Consider the following 19,848-nt stretch of genomic DNA (forward strand, 5'->3'; position numbering starts at 1 on the left):
ACCGTTATGTGAGTCACCCATCATGACCGCCCGGAGGCCGACGTCGCCGACAGCGCACCCGCCGCAGCCGCCCGCAACCGGCGAGGGGGGCGACGGGAGCGCCTCGGACGAGCGGGTCGCGGCGGCGCGGCAGGCGCTGCTCGAGGGGGTCGGCGCCGAGATCGCCGCGTCGTTCCCCGGCATCACCCGGCTGGGTGGGCAGGTCGTGGCGGCGCTCTACCTGGCGGACGAGCCGCGCTCGATGGACGAGCTCAGCCAGGAGCTCGGCCGCTCCAAGAGCAACATCTTCGCCAACCTGCGCGGCCTCGAGGCGGCCGGGATCATCGAGCGCCGGCGGGAGTCGGGCGCGCGGCACGACTCGTTCGCGCTGCGCGGCAAGTACCCCGACGTGATCGTCGGCGCATACCTCGGCCGCCTGCGCCGCGTGGTGCAGGACAAGCGCGCCCTCGCGCGGCGCGCGCTCTCGCTGCTCGGCGACGCGCAGGGCGCGGAGGCCGACGCGATGCGCTCGCGGCTCGACGATCTGTCGCGCAAGTACGACCTGTTCGCCGACCTGATGGAGCAGCTCCTGCCGTCGATCGACGGCCCGGTCGATCTGGAGCGGCTCATCGCGCAGGTGCCCGAGGCGATGGTCCGCTCCCTGAACGCGGCGGCCCGCGTCGCCTGGGCGGCGGGCGACGCGATCAGCCGCCTGAGCGGCCGAGCGGGGCGCAAGAAGTAGCGGGGCCCGCGTCACCCGCGCGGCGGGCAGTCGCGCATCTCGATGAGGATGCCGGTCGACGTCTCGATCCGGTGCATCAGGTTCACCTCCCGCGCCACCGGGGACGGCGTGATCGGGTTGGGCGCGGCGCCCACGATCATCGGCCGGTCGGGGTCGCCGTCGACGAAGACCATCAGCACCTCGATGCCGGGCTTGAGCGGGAAGTGGATCCCGTAGTTCGGCCCGGCGTGCGGCTGGATCATCCGCACGAGCCGCGAGGGGAACGCGCGCGACGCGGCATCCCCCGCGTCGAAGTGGAAGCGCACCCGGTAGCGCCCCTGCTCGTCGATCGGCGAGACCTCCCCGATCTCGCCGTCCGGGAGCGGCTCCACCAGCGCCGTCACCACCCCGTGGATCTTCGGCCGCGGCGCCGTCCGCGGCGGGCGGTAGGCCTGCGCGGCGCGCACCAGGCGCGCGCGGTTGACGTACTCCTGCTCGCCGCCGGCGCCGCCCTCGACGGCCACCGGCTGCACCGCGCGGTGCTCGACCTCGACGGCCAGGAACCGCTCGCCGTCGAGCCGCGGGTGGCCCTCGAGCGCGAAGACGGCCCCCGGGATCAGCCGGAGCTCGTCGCTCTGGCACTCGAAATAGCGGCTCGACGACGCCCGCTCCTCCGCGCGGATCTGCGCCAGCCGCTGGCCCTCCTCCGGCGTCTTGTGGTGAGCGCCGTACTCGACGACGCCGCCCCCGAGGCCCGCCGGCGACTCGTGCGCCGCCGTCATGTCGAGCCTTGGCGTCCGGTAATTGTACTCCTGCATGACGTACGTCGCGGGGAAGGCCCTGGCCTGCTCCCTGAGCTCGAACATGTCGCGCCGCTCGCCCCGCGGCCGGAACACCACCGCGTCGCCCCCCGGCAGCGGCTGGAAGCCCGTCGGCTCGTCGGTGAACACCATCACGTCGCGGCCCGACCCGTGCTCGAAGAAGAACGAGATCCCGAGGTGCTCGGCGAGCCGCGAGATGAAGGCCAGATCCGTCTCCTTGTACTGGACGATCATCTCCCGCTGGGGGTGATCGCGGTAGAGGCGCATCACCACGTCGTCGGGCCCGAGCCCCACCATCGCGAGCTTGTGCTGGATGAGCTCTGGCACGCTGATGTCGAGGAAGACCTGCTGGAGCTCCACCAGCGTCGCGCGGAACGCCCGCGGCGCGAGCCGGAGCCGGTAGGAGCGGAAAGCGGTCTCCGTCTCGTGCCGGTCCTCCACCTCGGCGATCATGCCGTGAATCGTCCGCTCGTCCGCGCCCTGGACCTCGAACACGAGCGACGCCGCCGCCCCGAGCACCTGTTCGATCGAGAGCTCGGCGCCGTCGCTGCACACGACGTCGATGTCGTACGAGAAGAGCTGGCCGATGGCCTCTTTGCCGTGCGCCCCGCGCACCCGGAGGAGGTCGCAGGAGAAATCGCTGGAGTCGAGCCGCAGGATCGGCGCCTGCCGTGCCCGGTCCCGGAGCGCGGCCTTCGCCTCTTGAAGCGCTTCCACCGGCGCCGCGCGCGCCGGGCGCGGCGCCGATTCCGCTGCGCCCGGCGCGCGGAACGGCAGGTGATCGGGCGCCCCTGAGCCGCCCTGGGACGGCGGGAGCTCCCGCGGCCCTCCGGCGCTCGCCCCCGGGCGCAACGGCGGCGCTTCCCGCGGCCCTCCGGCGCTCGCCCGCGGCGGCGACGGCGGCGCTTCCCGCGGTCCCCCGAGGATCGTTCGCGGTGGCGATGGCGGCACCTCGCGAGGCCCTCCGGCGCTCGCTCTCGCCGGCGCCTCGAGGAGCTCTCGATCGTCCGGAGACGGCGCTGGCGGGGCATCCTCCACCGGCCCGGCCGCCTCCTCCGGGCTCTCAGCGCACGCCGCGCGCGCGATCGGCTCGCTGCACGGGGGCCCTGCGTCGGGGGCCTCGCGGATGCGCGCGGCGGCGGACGCCGTGGCCATCGTCACGGCGCTGGGCGCGCGGTGCGCCGTCGCGGCCGTGGGCTCACCGCACGGCGGGGCCGCGGCGGGTGGGGACGGCTCGCTGCACCTCAGGGGTTCCGTCGGCTCTCGGTTCATCGTCGCGCCTCCTCCGCGGCTCGCCTGGTACTGTACCCGACGCGGAGGCACGCATGGGTACGCGCGAGGGTGAGGGTATCAACGGGAAATACCTCCTCATCGAGGTCCCGAATTTCAACGACGCGGCGTCCGACGCCGAGGCGATGGGCTCGTATCTGCGCCTCGGCGCGGTCAAGGACCCCAGCCTCGCCGGAAGCCCGGGCGCGCCGAGGGCGACCGGCGAGGACCTCGCCGCCCGGGTCACCTCGTTCATCGACGACACCCGCAAGCGCGACGGTTGCCCCGATTTCATCCCCGAGGCCGAGCGGCAGGCCGAGACAGCAAAGCTCCATACCAAGGGCGGCTGGCGCGACCACTCCGACGGCAACCGCATCACCACCACGCGCGGCGACAAGGTCGAGGTCATCAAGGGCAATTACCGCATGCTCGTCCTCGGCCGGCAGGAGGACACCGCCGGCTGGGACGTCTCCGGCGGCCATATCCAGGACGCCACCGATCTCTGGACCGCCGCCACCACCATCGAATGGGTCCAGAACTACAACGGCACCTGGAAGGTCACCGAGAAGACCGAGAAGGGCGACGTCGACACCACCTATCACGGCGACACGTTCGATCGCTTCTACGGCAACAAGCAAACCAGCATCACCGGCTCCGAGGCCCCCACGGCCGAGCGACCGAACCCCACCTGCCTGAGCTCCACCTGGGCGCAGCGGATCGAGTCGTACACCGGCTCGGCGGCCTGCCCTGTGCCGCTGATCTCCGACGAGACCTGGGCCGACCAGATCGCCAGCAAGACGACGGCGATCGCGATCAGCGACGAGACCACCGCGCAGACCATCTCGAGCACCACGAGCGCCACGTCGATCAGCGACGAGACCACAGCGAGCACCGTGTCCAGCACGACGACCGCCTCGCTCGTGTCGGATACCACCATCGGTGAGGTCCAGTCGGTGACCATCGGCAGTACGAGCGACGTCACCATCGGCAATGCGGCGTCGATCACCGTCGGCGCCACCGAGGAGGTCACGATCGGCGGGCTCGTCGAGCTGACGATCGCGGCCATGCTCGAGGTCTCCCTCACGGCGGGGGTCTCGATCAACATGGGCCCCAAGGCCGAGCTCAACCTGACCAACCGGCAGGAGCTCTCCCAGTTCCGCACCAACGTGAAGAACATCTGCGCGAGCGTCTCGTCGGCCGAGTCGGTGAGCACCGGGGCGTACAACGTGATGTCCGGCGTCATCAACCTGTTCTGATGCAGACCCGGAACCTCACGCCCTTCCCCTTCGGCGCCAAGGTCTGCTCGCGGCGGCCGCCGCAGCCCGAGGTGGTCCTCGTCGTCCGGGGCCGGTTCTCGCTCCGCCTGGGCGAGCCGCTCGCGCCGCTGGAGGGGCAGCTCGCGCAGGGGGCGCTGACCGCCGAGACCTTCGAGGGGGGCGACGGCGAGCGCGACGGCGAGCGCACGTACCCCGGCGATTTCGCCGACTGGAAGCCGGCCGCGGATCTCCTGCTCCGCGGCGCCTGCCATCCGCCCCCCGGCGAGCCGCCGCGCGAGCACCCCGTGGGGTTCGCGGTCGGGAGCTGGTCGAAATCGCTGCTCGTTCCGGCGCCGCGCGAGGGCCGCCAGGTGCCCGCGCCGTTCGGGCCGATCCACCCGGACTCGCCCGAGCACCGCCGGATGCTCGGCAAGGAGTACGGCCCCTCGTACCGGAAGGCCCGCGCCCCCTGGTACGCCGAGGACTTCGACTGGGCCTATTTCCAGGCCGCCCCGCCGGATCAGCGCCTCGCCGGCCACCTGCGCGGCGACGAGGAGGTCACGCTGCTGAACCTCCACCCCGCCGCGCAGACCGCCTCTTTTCGCCTGCCGGGCCTCCGGATCCGCGCGGTCGTCGAGGACGCCGAGGGCCGCGTGCAGGACGCCCGCATGAGCCTCGACACGCTCTTCGTCGAGCCGGAAGCGGGCCTCGTGACCCTGACCTGGCGCGGCCACGCCGAGGTGGCCGAGGACGATCTCGCCGACGTGCGCGCCGTCGTCATCGCGGCCGAGCCGCTCTCGGCTGCGCCGTTGCCGCTCGACCATTATCGGGAGACGCTCGCCCAGCTCGCCCGCGATCCGCGCGGCCTCGAGGACCTCCCGCCGGAGGTGCGCGACGCCTACGACCTCGTCCGCGACGGCGCGCCGCGGCCGCCGCGCGCCGTCGCGGACGAGGCGGATCCGGTGTCGAAGCTCCTCGCCGAGCGGCTCGGCGGCCTGCACGCGCCGGAGCAGGACCGCGTGCGGCAGCTCGTCGCGAAGCTCCGGGCCCTGCGCACCCCCGAGGGCGTCGACCTCGAGCGCACCGTCGCGCAGGCGCTCGCGCGGCTCCCGGCGCAGCGGCAGGCCGCGTACCTCCCGGCCGCGCCCTCGGGCACGCCGCGCGTCCCCATGGGCGGCGCGCTCGACGCGCTCGTCGCGCGCGTCGAGGAGCTCCGGCGGGACGCGGCCGCGCGCGGGACGGCGCTCGTCGACGCGCGCGTCGAGCGCCTCGACGCGCTGCTCCGCGATGCCCGCCTCCGCGAGATCGTCCCCGGCTACCGGCTCCCCGGCGAGGCCGCGGCGCCGCCGCCCGAGCCCGGCCCCGGCGCCGACCTCTCGGGGCGCGATCTCTCCGGGCAGGACCTCTCGGGCCGGGACCTCTCCGGGGCGAAGCTCTCCGGCGCGCTCCTCTCGGGCGCGAACCTCTCGGGGGCGAACCTCGCGAACGCGGATCTCTCGCGGGCCGTGCTGTTCGAGGCGAACCTCGAGGGCGCCGCGCTCCCGGGCGCCGACCTCTCCCAGGCGAACCTCACCGGCGCGCGCGCCGCGGGCGCCGATCTGCGCGGCGCGACGCTCGACCAGGCCATCTTCACCCGCGCCGATCTCACCCGCGCCCGCCTGGCGAGGGCGCGGGGGCGCGGCGCGCTGCTCGACGAGGCCGACCTCCGCGAGATTGACGGGGAGGAGCTCCACCTCGACGGCGCCGTCCTCCAGGGGGCGAAGCTCGATCGCGCCTGCTTGCGGGGCGCGGCGCTCGTCGGGTGCATGTGCGCAGGATCCTCCGCGACGGAGGCGGATCTCACGGGCGCGTCCCTGCCGCGCACGAGCTTCACCGACGCCGATCTCGAGCGCGCGACGCTCGTGGAAGCGCGCGGCGAGGGCGCGGCGCTGCTCCGGGCGAAGCTCGACGGCGCCGACCTCCGGTATGCGTCCCTCCCGCGGGCGCACCTCTCCTGGGCCTCGGCCCGGGGCGCGCGCTTCGCGTGCGCGGTCCTGCGCGGGAGCCGCTTCTACCGCGCCTCGCTCGAGCGCGCCGACCTCGCGCAGGCCGACCTCTTCGGCGCCGACCTCTGCAAGGCGCGCCTCGACGGCGCCTCCTTCGCCGGGGCGAGCCTTTACGGCGCCCGCCTCGAGGGCGCGAGCGCCGCCGGCTGCGATTTCAAGGGGGCGAACCTGCGGCGCTCCAGCCTGGAGGGCGCGTGAAGAGCGTCGAGGAGCTGCTCGACCGCATCCGCGCCGGCGCGCCGCTCCACGGCGCCCGCCTCGACGGCCTCGACCTCTCGGGCCGGGATCTCACGAACCTCGATCTCGCCCGCGTCAAGTTCCTCCGCACCAGCCTGCGCGGCGCGCGGCTCGCGGGCAGCGCGCTCCCGGGCGCGCACTTCGTCGAGTGCGACCTGCGCGACGCGGACCTCGCGGGCTGCGCGCTGGACGGCGCGCTCGTGCTCGGCTCGAACCTCGAGGGCGCGCGCCTCGCCGGCGCGACGCTCACCCGCGTGAAGCTGTCGTACCAGCGCCTCGCCCGCGCCGATCTCTCCGGCGCGACGATCGTCGAGGTCGAGGCGGTGGGCTCGGACTGGTCCGGCGCCCGGCTCGCGGGCGCGACGATCGAGGGCTCGCGCCTCGACCTCGCGAACCTCGAGGGCGCGGATCTCACGGAGGCCCGCGTCGCGCGCGCCTCGTTCACCCGCGCGAACCTCCGCCGCGCGCGCCTCGCCCGCGCCCGCGTCGAGGCCAGCGCCTTCGTGGGGGCCGATCTCGGCGGCGCGGACCTCGACGGCGCGGAGCTCGATCGCGCGGTCTTCGTCAAGGCGGACCTGCGCGGCGCCCGCTTCCCGAAGCGCATGCACGGCGTGGTCCTCGACGAGGCGAAGCTCGGCCGGCCCGAGCTCGCGGGCAAGGATCTCGCCGGGACCGATCTCACGGGCGCGGATCTCTCCGGCCTCGACCTCTCTGGCGCGGATCTCTCCCTCTGCTCGCTGCGCGGCGCCGACCTGCGCGGCGCGAGCCTCCGCGGCGCCCGCCTCGAGCGCTCGATCCTCTCGGACTGCGATCTCACGGGCGCGGACCTCCGGGGCGCGAGTCTCCTCGGCTGCGACCTCTCGCGCTCCATCCTCCGCGGCGTGGACCTCTCGGGCCGCGATCTGGAGTCGGTGATCCTCATCGAGGCCGATCTCGAGGGCGCCGATCTCACGGCCGCGCGCCTCGTCCGCTGCATCCTCGACAGGGCGCGGCTCTCCCGCGCGAACCTGACGCGCGCGGTGCTCCAGCAGGCGCTCCTCCGCGGGGCCGCGCTGGAGGGCGCCGTGCTCGGCAAGACGATCTTCGATCGCGTCGATTTCACCGGCGTGGATCTGCGCGCCGTCTCGTTCGCCGGCCTCACGGTGCACCGCTGCGCTTTCATGGAGGCGAACCTCGAGCGGATGAGCCTTCGCGACTGCGATTTCATGGGCAGCGATTTCTCGAAGGCGAACCTGCGCGGCGCCGATCTCGAGGGATCCATCCTGACGCAGGCCAGGCTCCGCGAGGCCGCGCTGGACGGCGCGAGCCTGCCGAACGTCGTGGCGAAGGCCGCCTATTTCGGCGGCGCCTCGCTGCGCGGGGCGAAGCTCTCGCGGGCGATGCTCCGGTACGCCACGTTCACCCGGGCGGATCTCGACGGCGCGAACCTCGCCGCCGCGGATCTTCGGGACGCCATGCTCGATCATGCCGAGGCCCGCGGCGCGCTCTTCCTCTCGGCGCGCCTCGAGCGCGCCAACCTGTCGCATGCGCGGGTCGAGGAGGCCGACTTCAGCGAGGCCGATCTCGGCGGCGCCAACCTGCACGCCCTCCACGACAAGGGCGCGCGCTTCTCCGGCGCGAGGCTGATCGGCGCGCGCCGGACGGACGTCGATCGGCTGGAAGCGGAGGCGTACACGCCCCCGCGGCCGCCGCGATAACGGCGGAAGGAGCGAACGGAATGCTGCCTGCGAGCAACAACGGCGCCGGGATGAACATCGGGTTTCCGGACGTGTGCCTGACGCCGGTGGGGCCGGTGGTGGTGCCGATTCCGTACCCGAACTTCGCGCTCAACGCGATGGCGGTGAATTTCTCGGTGAAGGTGAAGGTGTCGATGATGAACGCGCTGAACCTCGGCACGACCATCCCGATGACCTTCGGGATGGAGCCCGGGGTGGCGCACCCGCTCTACATGGATTTCGGCGCCTACGTGGCGGGCAATCCCAAGGTGATCATCGAGGGGCTGCCGGCGATCAACCTCACCTGTCCGACGACCGGGAACGCCGGGAACAACGCAATCGGTGCGGTGCTGGTGCCGAGCGCGGTGAACGTGTTCTACACGTGCGCGGCGGCGCCGGAGGAGGTGCTCCCCGGCGCGGGGAACGTGGAGCACGCGCTGCTGAGCGATGGAATCGGGGTGATCCGGATCCGGGTGTTCTCGCTGGACGTGCCGGCGCTTGTGTACCGGGCGATGCGGGCGCTCGAGGCGGAGGGGATGCGGGAGCTGGTCATCGATTTACGGGACAACCCCGGCGGAGAGCTGCGGGCGTTCGTGGAGCTCGCGGGGGATTTCCTGCCGGCGGGGAGCGTCGTGGCGACAGCGACCGACGGCGATGGGGACGAGGTGGTCTATCGCTCGCGGCAGGAGGAGCCGTATTCGGTCCCGGTGACGATCCTGGTGAACCGCGGGACGGCGTCGGCGGCGGAGCTGTTCGCGGGGTGCTTGCAGGCGCACGGGCGGGCGGAGGTTGCGGGGGAGAGGACTTACGGAAAGGGAGTAGGGCAGGCGCTCTGCGCCGGAGGACGTGGAGCGCGGATGATGACGGCGGTGCGGGTGACGCTGCCGGATGGGGCAGAGGTGCAGGGCGTGGGGGTCGGGCCGGGGGAGGGATGATGTCGTGCCCAACTGGTTGAGAGCCCTCCTGTGCTGTGGCAATCCCAAGAAGCGGGCGACCGCATTCGGCGGTGATCCTCCGACCATCACGGCGTCGAGCCATGGTCATGGGGCTTTGCTGCCAGCGATGAGCGACGGCGGACCGGAGCTCTCGGGCCCCAGGGCGCGCGCCCCCGCGCGGGCCGACGATCCGGGGAGCGCCATGACGCGCGCTTATCACCGAGACGACGCCCGCCCCGCGATCTTCGAGTGCGGCGCCGCGGGCGATCGCCCGACGCAGACGCGGGTGACGATGCTCCCGTTCACGCACCCCTACGATTACGAAGGCTCTGTGAAGGACAGGCTCGCATTGCTCGGCCAATGCCTCGACCGCACCGACGGGCTCGGCGCAGGCGACGACGCCGGGACGCTGCCGATACTCCTGGCTCCGGAGGGATTCCTCTCGAACCAGGACGGCGGGGCGCTGACGGATAAGGAGCACCGGAGCGCATTCAACCGCATCGCGCAGTACAGCAAGGAGCACCCCGGGGTGCTGATCATCCCCGGGACGTGTTACTTCACGACCAAGACGCAGGTGTTCAACGTCGTCCCCGTGTTCTACGGCGGCGAGCTGCAGTGCGTGTACTGCAAGCGATGGCCGGGCGGGAACGAGAGGATCGAGGGGCTCACGTGGGGAACGCTGTACCCCGACGCCTCCAAGGACACGAGGGCGCTCTTCCGGTTGCGTGGCCTCACCTTCGCGACCGAGGTGTGCAACGATTACCGGCGGAACCACGTCCTTCGATTCTACGATGAACACGTCGAGGACAGCGGAGCGTACCCCGATATGGAGGGTGTCGATGTCCACATCCTCCCCTCGCTCGGCGTGCTCCCCGAGACCGACTGGCTCAGCACCTACGTCGACAAGGCGGAGGGCGCGACAAAGGAACAGCGGGTGATCAAATTCACGCACTCCCGCGCGCGGAAGGGCGGGTATTTCCTCCACTGTGACGCAGGCGCCACGGGCTTGGTCCGCCCTGACGAGGCGCAGATCCATGGCACGAAGTGTACCGTCCACAGGCGCAAGGGCGATGACGCGGATCACACGGGCTACGTCAAGATCGATGGGACCGTGCAGAGCGGGTCCGGGCTGATATCCTTCGGCCCCCTCCTTTTCCCCTAGCCCATCCTCGATGGATCTTCGTTCGAGCGCCATCACCTCCTCGACCAGCGCCGCCGCGCGTGTCGCCGCCGATCCGAGCTTCACGCTCGACGCGAGGGCGCAGGGGGGCGGCCTCATGCCGGACGCTGACGTGGACGCGCGCAGCGCGCTGCCGCGCCGTGTGGAGGCGGCGGGAGGCCACCGGGATGCCTGATTCGCCTCCCCGAAAGCGGAAGAGGAAGAGGACAGCGTCGAACCCCGCGCAGCGTGTCACCGCTGCTCGCGGCAAGTCACCGACCGTCACCACATCGGGCCGGGGGACGGAGCGCGCATCCGACCTCGAATCTGACGGGGAAAATCGCCGCGTCCCGGAGCCCGCCCCGGTGCGCGTCTCGGAGCCCGGACAGCGCGCGGCGATGGATTCGGCGCTCGTCCGCAGCTACAATAGCTCGGAAGCTGAGCGCGATCGCCCGCCGAGCGCCGAGCAAGCGACCCAGCGTCGCGGTGGCTACGCCAGGGAGGCGACCCGCTGGATTCACGAGAGTGAAGCCGAGCTCACGGTGAACGACGAGTATCGACAGGCTCTCGACAAATTCAAGAAGGAGGGCGATCGCGCTCCGCTGGAGGCGCTGGAGAAACGGCTGCTGAGGGACGCGGCGCACCAGTTCATGCCCGAGCTGCTCGATTACCTCGACAGCGAGAACATCGCCGTCAGCATCAAGCAGGGCCTACACTGCAACAAGGCGCGAAACGTGAAGTACGCGGCCGAGAGGGAGCCTCACCAGACGATCACGATCACCGCCCTCGGCGGGATCAAGGGCTGCACTTTTCACGTCGTCTACGCGATCTCGAAGGGAGCGATCACGCCCACGCGCATCGATCAGACGACCGTGAGCGCGCGGGACCTCGCGAGCAAGGTCGAACCGGACCTCAAGTTCAGGCAGCGGCCCCGCGCCCGACTCGACGTCGATGCGGCCATGAATCTCGACTACCGGGACCTGGGCTCCGCGACCAGCAACGTCGGTGTGCTGAAGGAGCTGATCGGCACCCTGTGGGCGAACGGGGACGAAGACCGTCTCCGGATCTTGCAGCAGAGGCTCGTGGAGATGGGCAATCACGACTTCGCCGAGGACATCGAGGCTCTCCTCGACTGAGGGCCACGAGAGGCTCTCCATCGGCTGGTGTCAGGACCTCCGGCCCGAGCTCCCGGGGGGAGCTACCCCAGGTGGATCTCCTTCCCGTTGATCGTCATCGTCTCCTCGGTCAGCACGGTCGCGCTCTTCGCCTTCGTCGTCGCCGACCCGTCCACCACGGTGTGGCTCTCGCGCGCGTGCAGGCTGAACAGGTCGGTCACGCGCTGGACGAGCGACGCCGCCTTCTGCATCAGAGACCCTGCGAACACCCGCACCTTGTCGCCGTAGAGGTCCACCTCCGGCCCCCGGAGCTCCACCCCTCGGTCCCCGGACAGCCTGAGCGCCCCGCCCGCGGCCCGGACGTCGACGTCGCCCTGGAGCTCCAGCGTCACCTTGCCGGTCCCGTGCAGGACGCCGATGACATAGAGGCGCGCGCCGCGGCCGATCACGAGGAGCACGTCGCCCACCGCGGGCGCATAGGGCAGCGCCAGCGCCATCGTCGCCTCGGCGCTCTCCCCGTCCGGCAGCTCGACCACCACCGCCTGCCCGCGGGCTTCCAGCACGTGCGCCGGTCCCAGGTACTCCTCGGCGCGCGCGGTCGTCGTGCGCTCCCGAACCACGGCTCCCTCCGACATGGTGGTCCCTCCATCCTCGCTCCGGCTCAGTCCTTGCGAAAGCGCTTGTACAGGCTGCCGAGGAGATTGGGCCGCTCTCGCTTCGGCGCGGACGGCGCCGGGGCCGGCGCGCGCGGCTCGGGCGAACGCTCGACCTGCGGATCGCGCTCCGACGCGGGCAGCGGCTCGGGAGCGCGCGCGGGCGCGGGTGTGGCGATCGGCGCTGGCGCGGCGGCTTGCCCGGGCGCAGGTGCGGCGATCTCCGCAGGCGCAGGCGCAGGCGCGGTGTCTTGCGCGGGGGCAGCCGACGCGGGCGCAGGCGTGGCCTCCGGCTCGCCCAGATCGACCGTGCCCTCCAGCGGCGACGCGAACGCCGGGATCGCCGTCGCGCGGCCCGCCGCCCACGGCGCGCTCGGGCGCTCGCCGCCCTCCCGCTCGCCACGCGTCCCGGCAGGCGCGATCGGAAACGGCGCGCTCACCGCGTCGTCCTGGCCCGGGCCCCGGACCCTCACGGGCGGCAGGGGCACGGTGCGCGCCTCGCGCGGCCTCCTCTCGCTCCCCGCCGGCGGCAGGGTGTCATCGAGCGGGAACGTCCCCTCCAGCGGGTGCGCCCCGCCGCGCGACGGCTCTCGCGCGGCCGCGACGCCCGCGACGCTCACCGGCGCATCCACCACGTCGCCCTCGCCGAGCCGCACCGTGGAGCTCCAGTCCGTCCGCTTCACGCTCTCCCCCGCCGCCGCGCCCGCCGCGCTCGGCGCGCCCGCGGGCGCCTCGCTGAGGTCCGGCCACGGCACGGGCTCGTCTCCGACCTCCACGCCCACCGCGGCGCGCAGCGCCGGGAGCACCTCCTCCGAGGCCACCTGGAAGCTCCCGCGGAAGACCACCGCGCAGCGCTCGGCGTCGGGCTGCACGATCAGCGTGTCGCCCACGAGCGGCAGCCACCGCGCCGCGCCGTTCGGCAGCAGGATCGTCGCGAGCGCCCGCAGCGCCGGCAGGCGCGTCGCCAGCGCCGGGTGGTGCTGGCTCAGGCCCTCCATCGCGATCTCCTCGCCGCCGAGCACCCGATCGAACCGCTGATCCGCCGGCGCGGACTGGAAGTACGACCAGTCGAAATCGTCCGGGATCGACGCGATCCCCTCCAGCTCTGCGCGCGCGAGCCCGCGCAGCAGCCGCGCTCGGCTCGGCACGATCGGCGGGATCGGCCCGAGGCCGACCGGCGCGCGCCCCCCGCCCGGCGGCAGCAGGTTGGGCAGCGCGCCGCCGCGCTCGTCGGCACCGGCGCCGACGCCGAGCGGGTTCTCCGGCTCCCCGGCGCCGCCATACGCGCGCTGGTACTCGATCGGCATCTTCACGAACGGCTCGGGCAGCGCCCCCGCCGCCGCGCCGCCCGCCCGATCGCCCACGACCTCGAGGCGCTTGTCCACGAGCGCCGCCCCCGCGCGCAGGATCGCGAGCCGCACCGCCATTCCCCGGACCGGCGCCCCGCCCGGCGCCCACGCGTGCCCGGTGAGCACCACCTCGGCGCGCGCCAGCCAGGGCGCGAGATCGCTCGCCGCGAGCAGCGGCTTCATCGGGTTGCCCCGCGTGTAGACCTCGCTCCGCACCAGCTCCAGCGGCTCGATCCGCCGCGCCTCGCCGCCGGGGACCAGCGCGAAGGTCGCCTTGGCGACGAGGGTCACGTGGAGCTGGCCGCGGCTGCGCCACAGCGTCGCGCCTGCCGCGATCGGGCCGGCGCGGAGGACGTCGAGGGCAGGGCGCGCGGTGGTCATGGGCGAGGAGCGCCCGCGGGCCGCTCTAGTTCGTGTTGAGCTCGACGCGCAGGAGCTTGCGGCCGATGAAGAGGTAGTCGCCGTGGGCGAGCTCGCGCTCGCTCTTGATGCGCACGTAGGTGCCGTTGCGGCTGTTGAGATCGGTCAGCGTGAACTTGCCGTTGTGCTCCTCGAGGCGGCAGTGCGAGCCCGACATGTACAGGTCGACGGGGAAGTTCAGGTCGCCGCCCTCGCGCCCGATCTGCAGCGAGGCGCCGCGCGCGCAGACGGTCATGCCGACCGCGCCGCCCTGGAGCACCTGCGTCAGGCGGAACGGGCTCGGGTGCTTCGGCGAGGAGTAGAAGAAGGTCCCGTCCGGATCCTGGCCGTCGGAGGCGCGCGGCGTCGGATCGAGCCGGAAGAGCTGCTCGCCCGCGAGGAACGTGTCGCCCGGCGTGATGTCGATCGTGCCGCGCACGCGGATGTACACGCCGTTCAGCGAGCCCTCGTCGCGCACCACCAGCTTGCCGTCGCGGTAGAAGAAGTTCGCGTGCTTCGGCGAGACGAACGGGTCGTCCGGGAAGACGAGCTGCCCGTTGCGGCCGACGATGTGCTGCTCCGCCTTGAGGTGGAACGAGAGGCCGTCCATGCCCTCGCCGCGGATGAGGATCAGCTTCGCCTTCGCCGGGTTCTGCATGTCCCCGAAGAACAGCGTCTGCGCGTTGAGGATCTCGGGCGGGACCGCCGTTCCGCACCTCCCACAGAACTTGTGGCCCGAGGGGACACCGCTCGAGCAGGAACGGCAGACGTAGTTACGGGCTTGCTCCATCAGCTCCTCCTGGGAGAGTTCGGCGAAATCGCTCTTGGACGAGGTGGTCTTGGGGCCCCGGCCCTGACCGCGCGCGCTCGTCGGGTCGAGCCGGGCGCTCGCGCTGCCGGCCGCGGGCGTCGGGGAGCGCCGGGCCGGCGTGGTCGTCGAGCTCGCCCGGCGCGTCGTGAACAGGGCCAAGTCGTTCGCGCACTCAGGGCAACGCGCGGTGCCCATCGGGCTCCACAGGTCGCACTGGCCACAGACGATGCCAATCTCGTTCTGCTCGGTGTGCAAACGTCTCCTCGGTGCATTGGAGGACCGCGGATCGCGGTTCTCCGACCCGCGCCAGTGGAAGGCCGCCGTGGCGGACCTCCGACCGATGAAGCGAGCCAGGACGGGGAACCCGGGCCGCTGCTCGCGCGGGGTCCCCGACCCGGGTGGAGAGAAACACGGTTCTAGACGTCGATGAGCGGAGGGGTCAAGCTCGAGGTGACGCTGGCGGGGGCGACGGCCGGCCCTGCTCAGCGCACGAAGGTGAAGCGGCGCCGGTCGTCGCTCCAGCCGGAGCCTCCCCAGAGCCGGAAGACGATCCGCTGGTTGCACGCGGCGCGCGGCTGCAGCCCGAAGTCGCGGGAGTCGTCGTGGTAGCTCCGGTTGTCGCTCAGCAGGAAGACCGTGTCGGGTCGCACCTCGACGTGGTGGCGGCGCTCGAGGGGGGGCCTGCGCCCCGTCGCCCGGGGGTGGAGGCCGGGGCCCATCATCACCATGTCGCACGAGAGCTGCACCGGGTTGCCCGTGGTCGGGTCGGTGATGCCCACCTTCGGCTCGGCGCACGCCGTCTCGGCGTCGTAGCTCTGCCCGTTCACGAGGAGGACGGCGTGGTCGACGTCGACCGTGTCGCCCGGCAAGCCCGCGATCCGGCCGACGATGTAGCTGCCGGGGGCCTCGGGATCCGGGCATCGCACCAGCTCGCCGAAGCCGGGCGTGCCCCGCGTGAGCACGACGACCGCGTCGCCCGGGGCGAGGCTCGGCGCGAGCGCGGCGCCGAGCATCGGGTCGTTCGGCACCACCCAGACGTCGAGGACGAGCGCGCGGAGCACGACGCCGAGCAACAGCAGGGTCCCCACGATCCAGAGCAGCCCGTTGAACAGCTTCCGCATGCCGCAGCGCAGCCTAGCGCAGCTCCGGTCGCGGGCGGCGGGCAAGCGCAGCGCGGAGACGCCGCAGCGCCGTCAACGCAGGCACCCCCGGTACGGAGGCAGCTCGCTCGGGCTCGCGCCCGCCGCGATCTCGCGGGCGGCGGAGAAGAGCTCGGGCCACACGTCGAGACGGCTGAAATACGAGGTCCCGGTCGTGCGCTCGTCGCCGTCCATCACGCTCGACGAGATGACGCCCACGACGTCGCCCCCCCGATCGCTGCGCGCCGGCCCCCCCGAGTCGCCGGGGCAGATCGAGGCGGTCGCGACGAAGTCCCCGGGGCTCACGGCGTCGATCGTGCCGCCCAGCCGCGGCGCGAGGTGGATCGGATCGCGCGAGAGCGCGCAGCGGCCGAAGCCGTAGGGCGTCACCTGCTCCTTCGAGGTCGGCTCGGCCTCGATCCGCGGCGGGAGGGTCGGGATCCCGATGAGGCGCCGCGACAGCACGAGGATGGCGATGTCGCCCTCGCCCGACGTGTACCCGCAGTCCGGCGACACCACCGCGCGGACCTTCACGTCGCCCCACGGGAGGTGGTCGCCCCCGAGCTCGATCAAGATCGCCTCGGGATCCTGATCGCGGCGCAGCGTCCTGCCGTTGTCGTCCCGCGCCGCGACGCAGTGGTGCGCGGTGAGCACCAGGTCCTCGGTGATGAGCGTCCCCGTGCACGTCACGTCGGTGACGATCCGGACGATCGCGTCCTCGTTCGTCGCCAGCTCGAACGGCGGTCGCAGCTCGAACGGGCGCTGCTCCATGCCTGGCTTCGCCGCGGGGATCGGCAGCCCCGCGTTGGTGATCGGCCGCGCGCAGCCCGCGGCGACGGTGAGGGCGAGCGCGGCCGCAACGGCGGCGCCGCGTCGGTACAACCCTGTCCATGCGGTCGCCAGGGCGCCCAGCGTGCGAGCTTGCGGCTGTTCCACCTGAGGGAGACCCTCCCAAGCGCAACCGGTTGTTCTCTCGGACAGCGCCCCCGGTACGAACGCGCCGAGCAAAGCCAAAGACTACGGCATAAGGCGGTGACCGTCATTCGACAACGACAGGGTTTCCAAGCTTGGATACGGCCTCGACGATCGCAGATCACGTCGCGCGTCTAGTCGTCTGGCCGCCTCGCCGTCTCGTTTGTAGCTGCTCTGTACATTTACGCCTGCGCTTACGTTCGCGCGTGCGTCGATGTTCCCCGCGCCGCGCTAGCGCAGCGCGACGAGGCGCACCTGGCTCGCGTTGCGCGCGTAGGCGTCGAGCGCGGCGCGGGCGGCGGCCGCGTCGACCTGCGGATCCTCGACGCCCGCGGCCACGAGCTGCTCGAGGAAGGCGCGCTGGTGCTCGGCCTTCGCCGCGAGCCACGCGGGGCAGGCGCCGGCCGCGCAGGCCGCGGACGCCTGCTCGGACGCCGCGAGGGCGTCCTGGACGCGGCCTCGGCGCAGGAGCGCCCGCGCCGAGAGGAGCGCCGCCTCCGGGAGCGCGCGCACCTCGCCGGGCGCCGCGTCGAGGGCGGAGGAGGCGAGCCCGGGCTGATCGCGCTCCAGGTAGGCCGCGGCGAGCGCGGTGACGCTGGCCGGCGTCCTGCCCTCGGCGTAGCGGGCCTCGAGCGCCGCGAGCTCGTCGGCCCCCGCCGCGGCGCGCGACGGCAGGAGCTGCGACGCCCGGACGCTCGGCCCGAGCCCGATCGTCCAGACGACCCCCGCGAGAACCAAGCCGTTCGCGACGAACAACCCGAAGCGCATCACCCGACCTCCAGGAACCGGCAGGGACCCCCGGCCGTCGGCGGCGGCCGGCGGTGACGGGCAGTCGCGTGCGGTCAACATGCGGTAAACCCGAGAGACAGCGGGGCGGCGCGAAGGTTCCCGCGAAGCGCGAGCGGCGCGCCATCGTGGTTGGCCGGGTGGCTGGCGCGCGCCTACGTACCCCCCCCAGCCGGCCGGGGCCGCGGGGCTACTCGGTCGGGAGCACCACCAGGTCGTCGCGGTGGACGACGACGTCGTCATCGCCGGCCTCCTCGCGCTTCTTCCGCGCGGTGCGCGCTGCGTCGCTCGCGGACATCCGCGCGAGCCCGCGCGCGATCTCGGCGCCGTCCGGGTCGACGACGGCCACGGCGTCGCCGGGGAGGAAGGTGCCGCGTACGCCGAGGACGCCGACGGCGAGGATGCTCCGGTTCTTGGAGCCGATCGCCTCGGCGGCGCCCCGGTCGACGAGGATCGCGCCGCGCGGGCGCAGCGTGTACGCGATCCAGTGCTTGCGCGCGCTGAGCCGCTGGGGGACGGCGGCGAAGAGGGTGCCGACGTCCTCGCCCGAGACGATGCGCGTGATGATGCCCGCCTCGCGGGCGGCGCCGATGACCACGTGCGAGCCCGCGAGCGTCGCGCGCCGGGCGGCCTCCACCTTGCTGGCCATGCCGCCGGTGCCGACGCCGGACGTCGACGCGCCGGCGAGGTGCCGCGCCTCGCGGGCGACGCTGCGCACGAACGGCACCCGGCGCCCGTCGGCGTCGAGCAGGCCCTCGACGTCCGAGAGGAGGATGAGGAGATCGGCCTCGCAGAGCGGGGTCACCATCGCCGCGAGCTGGTCGTTGTCGCCGAACTTGATCTCCTCGACCGCGACGGCGTCGTTCTCGTTGATGATCGGGATGGCGCCCGCCTCGAGCAGCGCGGCCAGGGCGTTCCTTGCGTTGTTGGTGCGGGTGCGGTCCGCGAGGTCGGCGTGCGTGAGGAGCACCTGCGCGACGAGCAGGCCGACCTTGCCGAAGGCCTCCTCGTAGCGCTGCATCAGCACGCTCTGGCCGGCGGCGGCGGCGGCCTGGAGCCAGGCCATGTCCTTCGGGCGCGACTTCAGCCCGAGCTTCGCCACGCCGAGCGCGATGGCGCCGCTCGACACGATGACGAGGCTCCGGCCGGAGCGGCCGCGGAGCGCGGCCACCTCGGCGGCGAGCCGGTCCCAGGCGTCGCCGGAGAGGCTCTTCGAGCCGATCTTGACGATGATGCGGCGGCAGCGCCGGAGCGCGGCGCGCGCCGACTGCGGATCGAGCTCCGGCGCGGCGTCGGCCGCGGCGCGGCCCGCGGCGCCGCCCTTCGTGGCGGTGCGGTCCTCGGTGTCAGTCATGGGGGATGCCGGCGGCGGCGATCTCGTCGAACGCCGCGTCGAGGCGGCGCTCGATGTACTCCGGGACGGAGGCGCCAGCGAGCAGGAAGGCGTCGATCCAGCGCGTGAACTCGTCGCGCAGGTCCTCCGTGCCGTTCGGCAGGACGGTGAAGCTCGCCTGGAGGGAGGGGGACAGCGCGCGGCGCACGGCGCGATCGACGGCGTCACGGACCCAGCGCGCCTCCTCGGCGTGGACGCGCACGGCGGTGCTCCGGCGGAAGCGCGTGATGTAGCGGTCGAGGAGGTGGCCGAGTGCGTAGACCTCCAGGCCGCGCGCGGCCGCCGCGAGGGCCAGGGCCGGGTTGAGCCGCCGGAGGACCTCCTTCGTGACGAGCTGCGCGGCCTTGCGGAGCGGGGTCTGCTCCGACCCGGGCTCGATGAGGAGCGCGCGCGCGTCGGTGGTGAGGCTGAGGCCGTGGCGGGCGACCGTGTCCTGCACGATGGCCCCGCGGATGCGCAGCAGCATCCGCGCGGGCAGCACCGGGACCGGGATCCACGAGGCGCCCACCGCGAAGGCGGTGAGCACGGCGAGTCGACCTCCGGGAGGCGGGCCGCCCGGGGTGACCTGAGCGGCGGTCGGCTTGTTCGCGGCGGGTTCGGATGACATCGCGCGCACGGTACTACGGCGCCCCGCGTGGGGAGAACAGCGGCGATGGTGGCGCGCGGTGGAGAGATGAGGAGGCGGGGGCGCCGGAGGCGGCGGAGAGGGGAGGCGGCGAAGAAGCGAGGGCGAGCCCGAAGGCGCCCCCCCACGCTCCCCCAAGTCGCGCTGCCACGGCCGGGAAACGCGATGATCCCGCGGCGCGCCGCGTTCCGAGCCGTTCTCCTCGGCCGTCGGCGCGGGCGCACCCCTTCCGGAGCGTTCGGCGGCTCCGGCGCCGCCGGACCTCGCCTTTCGGACGGCTCCAGCGCCGTCTCGCCCTGGGCTCGCCGCCCGCGGAGCGGCTGCTGCTTCGTGTCGCCCTCGGATCATCGCCCGCGGAGCGGCTGCTGCGCCGAGCGCCACACCTCCCTGTTTCCCCTGCGCTCCGGTGGACGACGGTCCTGGGCGTCATCGAGAACTCCCGTCGGACGCGCCGGAGGACTCGTCCCCC

General features: G+C 73.1%; 17 protein-coding genes. 8 read left to right on the forward strand and 9 right to left on the reverse strand.

Annotated features, from left to right (window positions below):
* Positions 1–22 precede the first annotated feature (22 nt).
* Positions 23–721, forward strand: a complete 699-nt coding sequence (locus WMF45_RS45885; RefSeq protein ID WP_012240929.1) for a GbsR/MarR family transcriptional regulator — start codon at positions 23–25, stop codon at positions 719–721.
* An 11-nt stretch (positions 722–732) separates the two neighbouring features.
* Here the strand turns inward: WMF45_RS45885 and tssI are convergent, their stop codons facing one another.
* Positions 733–2,793 carry a type VI secretion system tip protein TssI/VgrG gene (gene tssI / locus WMF45_RS45890; protein WP_437713127.1) on the reverse strand — a complete coding sequence of 687 codons (2,061 nt, stop codon included), beginning with the start codon at positions 2,791–2,793 and terminating at the stop codon, positions 733–735.
* Positions 2,794–2,846: 53 nt separating this feature from the next.
* Between tssI and WMF45_RS45895 the strand changes: the two genes are divergently transcribed.
* The 7 genes from WMF45_RS45895 (at position 2,847) to WMF45_RS45925 (ending at position 11,273) form a co-directional block, all read left to right on the forward strand.
* The gene (locus WMF45_RS45895; RefSeq protein WP_437713128.1) at positions 2,847–4,046 is read left to right on the forward strand and encodes a hypothetical protein; all 1,200 of its coding nucleotides are present in this window, start codon (positions 2,847–2,849) and stop codon (positions 4,044–4,046) included.
* Positions 4,046–6,289 carry a pentapeptide repeat-containing protein gene (locus WMF45_RS45900; RefSeq protein WP_437713129.1) on the forward strand — a complete coding sequence of 748 codons (2,244 nt, stop codon included), beginning with the start codon at positions 4,046–4,048 and terminating at the stop codon, positions 6,287–6,289. Before WMF45_RS45895 ends, WMF45_RS45900 begins: the two co-directional genes overlap by 1 nt.
* Complete coding sequence (locus WMF45_RS45905) at positions 6,286–8,025, forward strand: pentapeptide repeat-containing protein (protein ID WP_437713130.1); 1,740 nt, start codon at positions 6,286–6,288, stop codon at positions 8,023–8,025. Before WMF45_RS45900 ends, WMF45_RS45905 begins: the two co-directional genes overlap by 4 nt.
* 20 nt (positions 8,026–8,045) lie before the next feature.
* Entirely contained in the window at positions 8,046–8,978 is a 933-nt protein-coding gene (locus tag WMF45_RS45910) for a S41 family peptidase (RefSeq protein WP_437713131.1), read from the forward strand.
* Between the two features lie 127 nt (positions 8,979–9,105).
* Complete coding sequence (locus tag WMF45_RS45915) at positions 9,106–10,140, forward strand: hypothetical protein (protein ID WP_437713132.1); 1,035 nt, start codon at positions 9,106–9,108, stop codon at positions 10,138–10,140.
* 10 nt (positions 10,141–10,150) lie between these two features.
* Positions 10,151–10,333, forward strand: a complete 183-nt coding sequence (locus tag WMF45_RS45920) for a hypothetical protein (RefSeq protein ID WP_437713133.1) — start codon at positions 10,151–10,153, stop codon at positions 10,331–10,333.
* A gap of 169 nt (positions 10,334–10,502) precedes the next feature.
* Positions 10,503–11,273: a hypothetical protein gene (locus tag WMF45_RS45925; protein WP_437713134.1), complete on the forward strand. Its 771-nt coding sequence runs from the start codon at positions 10,503–10,505 to the stop codon at positions 11,271–11,273.
* A 62-nt stretch (positions 11,274–11,335) separates the two neighbouring features.
* Here WMF45_RS45925 and WMF45_RS45930 read toward each other — a convergent pair whose 3' ends face one another.
* The 8 genes from WMF45_RS45930 to WMF45_RS45965 all read right to left on the reverse strand — a co-directional run bounded on the left by WMF45_RS45930 (position 11,336) and on the right by WMF45_RS45965 (position 19,361).
* Positions 11,336–11,887 (reverse strand): DUF3540 domain-containing protein, encoded by a 552-nt coding sequence (locus tag WMF45_RS45930; protein WP_437713135.1) that lies wholly within the window; start codon positions 11,885–11,887, stop codon positions 11,336–11,338.
* Positions 11,888–11,913: 26 nt separating this feature from the next.
* Complete coding sequence (locus WMF45_RS45935) at positions 11,914–13,635, reverse strand: DUF2169 family type VI secretion system accessory protein (RefSeq protein ID WP_437713136.1); 1,722 nt, start codon at positions 13,633–13,635, stop codon at positions 11,914–11,916.
* Between the two features lie 25 nt (positions 13,636–13,660).
* Positions 13,661–14,719 carry an FHA domain-containing protein gene (locus WMF45_RS45940; RefSeq protein WP_437713137.1) on the reverse strand — a complete coding sequence of 353 codons (1,059 nt, stop codon included), beginning with the start codon at positions 14,717–14,719 and terminating at the stop codon, positions 13,661–13,663.
* A gap of 227 nt (positions 14,720–14,946) precedes the next feature.
* Positions 14,947–15,585 carry a signal peptidase I gene (gene lepB, locus WMF45_RS45945; RefSeq protein ID WP_437713138.1) on the reverse strand — a complete coding sequence of 213 codons (639 nt, stop codon included), beginning with the start codon at positions 15,583–15,585 and terminating at the stop codon, positions 14,947–14,949.
* A gap of 72 nt (positions 15,586–15,657) precedes the next feature.
* Positions 15,658–16,539, reverse strand: coding sequence for a trypsin-like serine peptidase (locus WMF45_RS45950; protein ID WP_437713139.1), 882 nt, complete (start codon positions 16,537–16,539; stop codon positions 15,658–15,660).
* Between the two features lie 267 nt (positions 16,540–16,806).
* Positions 16,807–17,343, reverse strand: a complete 537-nt coding sequence (locus WMF45_RS45955; RefSeq protein ID WP_437713140.1) for a hypothetical protein — start codon at positions 17,341–17,343, stop codon at positions 16,807–16,809.
* 208 nt (positions 17,344–17,551) lie between these two features.
* Positions 17,552–18,715 carry a glutamate 5-kinase gene (proB, locus tag WMF45_RS45960; RefSeq protein ID WP_437713141.1) on the reverse strand — a complete coding sequence of 388 codons (1,164 nt, stop codon included), beginning with the start codon at positions 18,713–18,715 and terminating at the stop codon, positions 17,552–17,554.
* Entirely contained in the window at positions 18,708–19,361 is a 654-nt protein-coding gene (locus WMF45_RS45965) for a hypothetical protein (protein WP_437713142.1), read from the reverse strand. The genes proB and WMF45_RS45965 overlap by 8 nt, the downstream gene beginning before the upstream one ends.
* Positions 19,362–19,848: the final 487 nt, after the last annotated feature.

The sequence above is a fragment of the Sorangium sp. So ce448 genome, from assembly GCF_051520915.1.
Taxonomy (GTDB): domain Bacteria; phylum Myxococcota_A; class Polyangia; order Polyangiales; family Polyangiaceae; genus Sorangium; species Sorangium cellulosum_B.